At 62.5% G+C, this 9,259-nt stretch carries 7 protein-coding genes; 2 read left to right on the top strand and 5 right to left on the bottom strand.

Going from position 1 to position 9,259, the window contains the following annotated elements:
• Positions 1-186: 186 nt before the first annotated feature.
• Positions 187-921 (bottom strand): NRDE family protein, encoded by a 735-nt coding sequence (locus ACFSCW_RS15965; protein ID WP_380891267.1) that lies wholly within the window; start codon positions 919-921, stop codon positions 187-189.
• Positions 909-2,012, bottom strand: coding sequence for a CaiB/BaiF CoA transferase family protein (locus ACFSCW_RS15960; protein WP_380891264.1), 1,104 nt, complete (start codon positions 2,010-2,012; stop codon positions 909-911). Before ACFSCW_RS15960 ends, ACFSCW_RS15965 begins: the two co-directional genes overlap by 13 nt.
• A 215-nt stretch (positions 2,013-2,227) precedes the next feature.
• Between ACFSCW_RS15960 and ACFSCW_RS15955 the strand changes: the two genes are divergently transcribed.
• Entirely contained in the window at positions 2,228-3,070 is an 843-nt protein-coding gene (locus ACFSCW_RS15955) for a TauD/TfdA dioxygenase family protein (RefSeq protein WP_380891261.1), read from the top strand.
• 49 nt (positions 3,071-3,119) lie between these two features.
• On the opposite strand, the gene ACFSCW_RS15950 is transcribed toward ACFSCW_RS15955, so the two are convergent.
• The 3 genes from ACFSCW_RS15950 to ACFSCW_RS15940 all read right to left on the bottom strand — a co-directional run bounded on the left by ACFSCW_RS15950 (position 3,120) and on the right by ACFSCW_RS15940 (position 6,674).
• Positions 3,120-4,478: an aromatic ring-hydroxylating oxygenase subunit alpha gene (locus ACFSCW_RS15950; RefSeq protein ID WP_380891258.1), complete on the bottom strand. Its 1,359-nt coding sequence runs from the start codon at positions 4,476-4,478 to the stop codon at positions 3,120-3,122.
• Between the two features lie 12 nt (positions 4,479-4,490).
• Positions 4,491-5,657 (bottom strand): acyl-CoA dehydrogenase family protein, encoded by a 1,167-nt coding sequence (locus tag ACFSCW_RS15945; RefSeq protein ID WP_380891255.1) that lies wholly within the window; start codon positions 5,655-5,657, stop codon positions 4,491-4,493.
• Between the two features lie 84 nt (positions 5,658-5,741).
• Positions 5,742-6,674, bottom strand: a complete 933-nt coding sequence (locus ACFSCW_RS15940) for a FadR/GntR family transcriptional regulator (RefSeq protein WP_380891253.1) — start codon at positions 6,672-6,674, stop codon at positions 5,742-5,744.
• Here ACFSCW_RS15940 and ACFSCW_RS15935 point away from each other — a divergent pair.
• Positions 6,662-9,130, top strand: a complete 2,469-nt coding sequence (locus ACFSCW_RS15935) for a TonB-dependent receptor (RefSeq protein ID WP_380891251.1) — start codon at positions 6,662-6,664, stop codon at positions 9,128-9,130. The two genes, ACFSCW_RS15940 and ACFSCW_RS15935, sit on opposite strands and share 13 nt — an antisense overlap.
• Positions 9,131-9,259: the final 129 nt, after the last annotated feature.

The raw sequence follows: 9,259 nt of genomic DNA, 5'->3' as shown, positions 1-9,259 counted from the left end.
GCCGAAGCGGCCCGCAGAACCGCCGGGGCCGCCGACGATGAAATGGTCGATGTCGCGCATGCTTGCCTCGTCGCTGCTGGCCCTTGAAAGGCCGCGTCCCGGAGCGTCTAGCTTCGAGATCTGCATTGGCGAGCCTGTAGGACGCGGCATCGCTTGAGCGATGCCCATGCTCACCAGGACCGAGCCTCAGCAGGGCGGCGTCGGCCACGCGAAGGCGCCACTGGACTCCCCCAGAAACTCTCCTGTCGGCCCGAAACTACGCTCGACGATCTTGCCGGCGCCAGACGCATCTACGCCAAGTACCGTACTGCATCGGGTTCCATAGGTCGGGCCCAATACGAAGATGCTCTCCTCGATCGGGTCGGCAGAACAAGAAGCCGCCGTTTCAGGAGCGAGTTCGTCGAACAGGCCGGTGAGGTCGAGCGGAGCGGATGACGAAATCCGTCCTGCGAGAGCGGATTTGAGGCGCCTCGTCTTAGGCCAATGATCATTCAAGGCTCCGTTGGAGAAGACATGAATTCCCCTCTTCAGAACCTGGCGGCGAGACCTCGGCCGGTTGGTCAGGAAGATTGGTCCGGCGGGGCCGACTGTGATCAGGTTGAAGGGGCGGATCAGTTGGGCGGCTTCATCCGTCGGCAACAGCCCATTGTTGAGATAGTCCAGGACGAGCACGCCTCTCGATCCGTCAGGCACCGGTGCGCCCTCGACCCGGCGCACGTTGGAAACGGCAGCGAGGCGACCGCTATGGGTGACCCCTAGCCAGGTGCCCCCGGCTTCGATGTCACGCCCTGCAATGACGTCCGGGCAGTCTTCCCACTGGCTTAGCGGCGCTGACGGCCGGTCGTGAAACTCGTCGCGGTTGGCAATCGCCAGCAGGGGCCAATCGGAGTTGACCTGGTAAGCTACGGCTATGATGCACATTGGGTCGCGTTTCGCCGGCTCCAGCTTTCCAAGACATTCTCCACCGTCGACAACCGCGCCGCTCGCACGCTTGTCGGAGCGTCCGAGAATCTCGGCGCGGGAGCGGCCTGCGCAACCCCATCTACGTCCGCATAGCTTCGGCGGCTGAGGTTGTGGTCGTGGTTCGGCGCTTCCTCGAAGCTCAGCACTGGCGTGATGCAGGCGTCCGTGCCCGCGAAGAGCTCGGCCCACTGGTCGCGCGTCTTGCCTCGGAAGCACCTGGCGAATGCTTCGGCCATTTCTGGCCAGCGGCTCGCTGGATATTGCGGGTGTGTCGCGGGATCGAGCCCCAGGCCGGCCAGGCAAGCGGCATAGAATTGCGGCTCCAGGCAGCCGACTGCGACATGCTTGCCGTCGGCACACTCATAGCACCGATAGAAATGGGCGCCGCCGTCAAGCAGGTTAGCCTCCCGGCGATCCTGCCATTGATTGTCGGCAATGAAAGCATGGAACATGGATAGAAGCGTGAGCGTGCCTTCGGTCATGGCGACGTCCACCACATCACCCTTGCCCGTCTCGCGCGCCCGGATGATGCCGGCCAGCAGGCCCGAAATCAGGAACATGGCGCCGCCACCATAATCGCCGACCAAATTGAGCGGGGGCAAAGGAGGCGACCCGGCACGTCCGATCGCGTGCAGGGCGCCGGTCAAAGAAATATAATTGATGTCATGTCCGGCGAGGGACGCGAGCGGCCCCGTCTGGCCCCATCCGGTCATTCGCCCGAACACCAGCCTGGAATTATCTGCGCGGACTTGGTCCGGCCCAAGGCCGAGCCGCTCCATCACGCCGGGCCGGTAGCCCTCGATGAGCGCATCCGCCTGAGCGATCAGCGCCAGCGCCGCCTCCCGTCCTTCCGGCGTCTTCAAGTCCACTTCGACAGTCGTGCGGCTTCGACTCAGGACCGCTCCGCCCATCGCCTGGTGTCCCGGCCGGACCAGCCGGACCACATCGGCGCCCATGTCCGCCAGGATCATAGCTGCAAGCGGCACGGGGCCGATCGCTTCCATTTCCACGATGCGCACGTCTGCGAGCGGTCCCTGCCTCTTCCTCATGCCATTTCTTCTCCACGAGCCTGGGCGCCGCGTCTCGCATGCGCAGCGCACAGGAGCAAAGCTCGCCCTGGCGATATTGCCTCTGCAAAGCATAGCCTCGCGCGTTCCACCTTCACAGGGCTCTGGCATTGGTAGAAAGTGTGGCTTGCGCAGCAGCCGCGGGTAAGGGCTACCTCAGCGCCCCGACCGGCCCGGCTGCGGACGGGAGAGTGATCATGGCCACTGCAATTGAGTCCAGGCTTGGACTGCGTCACGAACCGATCAAACCGAGCATCGCCAGCCGCGTCCTCAACCCCAAAGAGGAGCTGCTCTCGGGCGATCTCGGGCCCGCCATCCGCGAGCTGCTCGAGGAGCGTGGAGTGCTCGTCTTTCCCGAAATCGGCTTCGACGATGCGGAGCAGATCGCCTTCACCGAAACGCTGGGCAAATATGCACCCGAGGGCAAAGGGGACGGCCCGACCAAGATCACGCTTGACGCCAAGGAAAGCGCCAGTGCCGAATATCTGAAGGGCTCGCTCTACTGGCACATCGACGGGACGATGAACGACGTGCCGATCCTGGCTTCGCTGCTCTCGTGCAAGGTGCCTTCGCCGAAGGGCACTGGCAATACCGGCTTCTGCAATACTTATGCCGCGTGGGATGCTTTGCCCGCCGAGCGCAAGGCGGAACTCTCGGGCCTGCGCGCGATCCACGCGGTTTGGCCGACCTTGTTTTATTATGAGCCGGAGCCGCCTGCCGCGAAAATCAAAGGTATGGCTTCAGTGGGCGAAAATGAGCTGCCGCTGGTCTGGAAACATCAATCCGGCCGTGAGTCTTTGGTCATCGGCTGCACCACGCAGCGCATCATCGGCAAGGAGCCGGTCGAGAGCGCGATCATCATCCACGGCCTGCGCGAATGGGCGACCCGCGAGGAATTCAGCTACAGCCACGAATGGTCGGTCGGCGATCTTGTCATGTGGGACAACACCGGCACCATGCACCGTGCGGAAGCCTATGATCCGACCTGCGGCCGGATGATGCACCGCACCAAGCTCGAAGGCGAAGAGCCGTTCGAATGATTGGCTGAGCGTTGACGGCCTAGCCGGTCCGAACAATGGTGAGCCGAGGTCAGCGGAGCGGTTGCGGCGCCCCCTGCCCCATGTAGCGGGCCAGGTTTTGATGAAGGCTGGCGATCGACCGCTCCATATAGGGGTTGGGCAACGCGCCGCGAAATCCGCCATCCTTCATGCCCTGCTGCACCGCCGCCATGTTGGCGAAGTCCTGCTGCAGCACCGGCGGCCAGTCGGCCGGCTCGGTATATTCCCACTCCGTGAGCGGCGCCTCGCCCTCGGGATAGAGTTCGTACACGGCCGCTTCGAAGATGCACTTGTCGGGGTCCGCTCCATAGGGACGGGCCGCGTAACAGAGCATGTTGTTTACTGCATGGCCGATCTGGAAATTGGGGAAGATCTGCCACGCCGTGCCAGCCTGCGCGGTGTGGCCGGGTTCCACCATCGGCCAATCGACTCCGCGGGCGGCATCGGCGGCGCGGGCGGACGCGATCCAGTGCCGCGACACCTCGGCGGGCGGCGTCCCTTCCGGCAGCTCGTCTTTCAGACGCCGCGCCGCCTCCACCATGGTCAGGGTCGTGTTGGTGTTCGCATTGGCCCAGGTAAAGTCCTGAAGCTCCGCCGTCGTCAGGCGCGGATCGCCGCCTGTGCCCAATCGCAGCTTGCCGGCATCCTCTTCCTGGCCCTTCGGCGCATCGTAGCCGATGTTCGAGTGCAGCCCCTGGTTGCGCGCCCAGCCGCGGAACTGGCCGAAGGCGTTGAATTCAGGGTGCGTGGTCGAGACATGATAAGTCTCGGCGAAGGCTTCCATCGCCACTTTCCAGTTGCAGTCGAACACCACCCATTTGCGCCAGCGCGGCCGCATATTCTGGAGTTGATAGGGGTCGAGCATGGTCGCGGCCGGCTCCAACCAGTCGCGCAGCGGACCCGCCTTGCCGTCGAGATTGATCCAAATCCAGCCGCCCCAGCTGTCCACCGCCACGCGCCCCAGTCCGGTCCGGTCGGCGGACAGGCAGCCCTGCCAGTCGTCGGCGTGAGGAATGTAGATGTTGCGGCCGGCAAGATCGAAGCTCCAGCCGTGGTAGCCGCAGACGAAGCTCTTGCGCTTTCCGCGCGCGTTCCGCTGCCTCGCGGGAACGTCGATCAGGCGCCGGCCGCGGTGCGGACAGACATTGTGGTAGGCAGCGATGCCTTCGTCGGTGCGGATCACGATTACGGAATCGGGGCCGAGCTGGTAGGTGATGAAATCGCCAGGTTCGGGGATGTCTTCCAGGCGCCCGGCCTGCAGCCAGGCCTTGCGAAACAGGCGCTCGGATTCGGCTCGGGCATAGTCGGCAGAGGTATAGGCCTCGGGGCCCAGGGTGACCGGCCGTTCCAGATCGCTGACATCGCCGGCAGAACGCGAAGAATCGATCATCTTGTCATTGCCTCAATAGGATTTCGGCAGTTCCAGGACCTTCTCGGCCAGGAAGTTGAGGATCATGTGAGGACTGACCGGGGCGGTGCGTGGGATCAGACTTTCGCGCAAATAGCGTTCCACATGATATTCCTGCGCATAGCCCATGCCGCCGAGCGTGAGCATGGCCGTGTGGCAGGCTTCGAAAGCGAATTCGCCGGCGAGATATTTGGCGGCATTTGCTTCGACGCCGCAATCCTCGCCATTGTCGAACAGAGTGGCGGCCTTCATCGTCATCAAATTGGCCGCTTCCAGCTGCGCCCAGCATTTCGCCAACGGGTGCTGGATGCCCTGGTTCTGACCGATCGGTCGGCCGAACACGACGCGCTCGCGCGCATATCTGGAAGCGCGATCGATGGCAGCCCGACCGATGCCGATCGCTTCGGCGGCGATCAGGATCCGCTCGGGGTTGAGGCCCTGCAAGATGATCTTGAAGCCGTCATTTTCGGCGCCGATCCGATCAGTCTCGGGCACCCACAAATCCTCGATGAACAGCATGTTCGAATCGACGGCGTGGCGGCCCATCTTGTGAATCAGCCGCACATCGATCTTCGACCGATCGAAGTCGGTATAGAACAGGGTAAGGCCGTCGGTCTTGCGGCTGACCTCCTCAAGCGGCTTGGTCCGCGCCAGCAGCAGCATCTTGTTCGCGACCTGTGCCGTCGAAATCCAGATCTTCTCGCCGTTGACGAGATAGCCGCCCTCCTTCCGCTCGGCGCGCACCTTGAGCTGGGTCGTGTTCAGGCCGACATTCGGCTCGGTCACGGCGAAGCACGCCTTGTCCGCGCCGCTGACGATCCGCGGGATGGCGCGGCGCTTCTGCTCTTCCGTCCCGTAGAGCACGATGGGTTCCAGCCCGAAAATATTGATGTGGACGGCCGAGGCCCCGCTCATCCCTGCCCCGCTTTCGGCGATCGCCTGCATCATGATCGCGGCTTCGGTGATGCCAAGCCCCGAGCCGCCGAACGCTTCCGGCATGGCGACACCCAGCCAGCCGGCGTCGGCGAGGGATCGATAAAAGTTTTCGGGGAACGTGCCGGTGCGATCGCGGTCCAGCCAGTAATCTTCGGAAAATTGGCTGCAATGCTTCAGGATTGCGGCGCGAATCGTTCGTTGTTCATCACTGAATGAGAAATCCACTGCCAAACCCCGTTAATTCGAGTTCGAGCCTAGCAGCGAACGGAGATTCTGACATAACCGCCCCGGCGATAACCTTCGCGCGATCTAGAGGACCGAATCTCTTCCACGCCGGAGAGAGGCGTCGCTAATCAGTTCGAGGTCGCGCGGGATGAGCCGGAAAAAGCGCTCTCCGACACGCTCCACATAGCGCCGCCAAACGGCGCCCGCATGGGCTCCATTTCCGTCGGCGATCACCGTCGCCAGATAGTCCTGGTATTTGAGCATCGTTTCGAGGCCCTCGCGAAGCTGGGTCTCGCTCATTTTGTGCCGAATGATGGCCGTCACCGGATCGGTGACCTCGCGCATGATTTCGAGCATCGAGGACGCGAAAAGCTGCATCGCGTGATTGCCGCAATTCGCCAGCATTACTTGATTGAACGCCTGGTTCTGGAGGCTGAACGAATGGAGATCGTTCACGCTGCGCCGGTGCCGTTCGGAATGTTGCCTGAGCGCTTCTGCCGTCTCCGCGGGACGCTTCTCCGCCGCAAGCCGTGCGGCGGCGGGCAGGACGCCCAGCAGGCAATCGTAAACCTCCCCCAGCCTGACCTCCGCCAGCTGAAGGCTGAGCAGCAGGGACTCGCGTACGACGGCGCTGGTCCTGTGCGTGACGACCGCGCCTCCCTTCGGTCCGCGCTTGACCACGACTAGGCCGGCGGACTCAAGCAGGCGCAATGCTTCTCGGACGACCGCGCGCGACACGCCATATTTGGCGATCAGTTCCGGTTCCAGTGGAAGCCGCTTCCCATTGGCGAGCCGACCGGAAGCGATATCGGCACGCAGCCCGCGCGCGATAACTTGCGCCATCTTGGGTGGCGCGCCTGTAGGCAACGCTGTCCATGCGTCCTGCATCCCGTCCATTGGAACGACCTTCTCTGCGTCGGGGCGCGGTTTGACAACCCACTCAAACCGGATATTTCTTACACTAATAATAATAAACGTTCGAGCAACGCAAAGGGAGAGAATGTATGGCGCGGACATTTCTGTTCTTGCTGTTGGGTAGCAGCGCTGTCTGTTCACTGACCGCGCCCCTGCTGGCGCAGCCCCCGGCAGCGGAGACCGCAAGATCGGCCTCCTCAGACGGATCGTCCGACATCATCGTAACGGCTCGCCGCCTCGAAGAACGTCTTCAGGACGTTCCGATCTCCGTGACCGTCTACAATCAGGAGCAGCTGGATCAGCGCAATATCGTCAATCCCAGCGACCTTTCCGTCTATACGCCGTCGCTCGCTTCCAACCGCCAATATGGCACGGAGAAATCGTCATTCTCCATCCGCGGTTTCGTGCAGGAGCTCGGAACCCAGCCCTCGGTCGCGGTCTATTTCGCGGACGTTGTCGCGCCCCGCGCCCAGGGCCCTACGCCCAGCGGCAACGGCACTCTTCCCGGCACATTGTTCGACCTGCAGAACGTCCAGATCCTGAAAGGGCCGCAGGGCACGCTGTTCGGCCGCAATACCACCGGCGGTGCGGTGCTGTTCGTGCCGCGGAAGCCTACGGACCAAGTCGAAGGCTATGTCGAAGGCACCATCGGCAATTATGCCGCGCGCCGTTTTCAGGCGGTCGTCAACCTCCCCCTGGCCGAGACCTTCAAGATTCGCCTTGGCGTCGATCGCATGAAGCGGGACGGATATCTGCACAACCGTTCGGGCATCGGGCCGGACGATTTCGCGGATGTCGACTATTGGGGCTTCCGGGCAAGCGCACTCGCCGAGCTGACGCCCACCCTCGAAAACTATCTGATCGCCACATACAACATCTCGGACACTCACGGTCACTTGCCGCAGGTGTTCGTCTGCCCGCGAAACCCGGCGACGCGCATACCTTCTCAGTTCCTGGCGCCGTTCGCCTGTGCGCAGCTCGACCGGCAGGCTGCGCGTGGTGACGGCTTCTACGATGTCGAGAACGATGTGCCGGACCCGATGGTCCGCATCGAGCAATGGCAGATAATCAACACGACCACTTGGCAGGCGAGCGACTCGCTCACCATCAAGAACATCATCAGCTACGCGCAAATCACCGAGAAGAATCGAACCAATTTCTTTGGCGACCGCTTTCTGTTGCCGTTGTCGCCGCAGCTGGTGATTCCTTTCCGCCTGTCCGCCGTGGAGCCGGGGCCGATCGGGCCCAATGCCGCTCAATACACCTTCACCGAGGAGTTGCAGTTCCAGGGTCAGATCGACCGTCTGAAGTGGCAGGCGGGAGGTTATTTCGAAATCAGCAACCCGACGCGCGCGAACACCCAGCGCAACCAGCTGTTCATCAACTGCGCGAACGCGGCCGCGTTGCAGTGCATACCGGCGCTGGGCGCGACCAGCTCGGTCGGCATTCTCGACCAGAAATTCCGATTCCGCAACATCGCCGCCTATGCGCAGGCGACCTACGATATCACCGATCAGTTCAGCGTGACTGGCGGCATTCGCTACACCAGCGATCGTATCCGCGCGCGGGCGCGCAATGTAACGACGCGGTTCCTCGGCGCTGCCCTGACGCCCTTTACATCCTGCTCCAAGAATCCGCTGATCGTGCTGCCATCGATCAATGATCGCGCGCGGTGCGAAGAGGTCTTCGTCGAGAAATCGGCGCGGCCGACATGGCTGATAGACTTAGACTACAAGCCGACGGACGAAATCCTGCTCTATGCCAAATACGCGCGCGGTTATCGGCAGGGCACGATCAACCTGTTGCCGCTCAGTACGGCTCTGAACACGTCCGGGCCTGAGAAGGTCGATACTTACGAGCTGGGCGGCAAGGTGTCATTTGCCGGCGCCGTGCCAGGCATTTTCAACGTCGCCGTCTTTTACAACGACTTCACCGACCAGCAATTGCAGGCGAATACGATTCCGCGGCCCGGCGTGTTTCCGACCAACGTCCTGGTCAATGCCGGCAAGTCGCGGATCAGCGGCCTCGAAGCCGACCTGTCCGTGCGACCCTTCGAAGGATTACGTTTCGATGCCGGCTATGCCTATCTGGACACCAAGCTCCAGTCGTTCGTCCTGCCGGACCTCAGCAACGATCCCTTCTACTCGGGCGTGATCCCCACAGCGACGCTGGGCGGTTCGCTCGCCTTTTCGCCCAAGCACCGGCTTACGTTGACCGGAACCTATACGCTGCCGCTCAGCCAAAGCGTGGGCCGGCTAAGCGTGGGTGCGACCTACACGCATACGTCGAAGCAATATGCGAACCGGGCGGACGATCCTTTCGTCTTTCAGGTCGGCTTCAACCCCGGCCTGCTACCGTCGACAAATCTGCTCAACGTCAATGTCGACTGGACAAACGTGGGCGGACTCCCATTCGATCTTTCAGTGTTCGCGACGAATGTGACGAAGGAGAAATATGCGCTCTATTCCGGTGGTCTGCTGGGCCTCGGCTATGATGTGCGCGTGATCGGCGAACCCCGCATGTACGGCGCCCGGCTGCGCTACAAATTCGGCAGCTGAAGATCGGGGCCTTGGCACCATCGCCGTTGCGATGTGAGGCCATGGCTCGACCGGCCCGGTGACAGGGGCGGAAACAGGCCCATAACGGACGGCATTGCGTTCAGGAGTCGCCGAAAAGCCAAAGGGGAG

It is taken from the genome of Sphingomonas tabacisoli, from assembly GCF_042678385.1.
GTDB lineage: Bacteria > Pseudomonadota > Alphaproteobacteria > Sphingomonadales > Sphingomonadaceae > Sphingomonas_B > Sphingomonas_B tabacisoli.
This window is presented reverse-complemented; position numbering and strand designations above follow the sequence as displayed.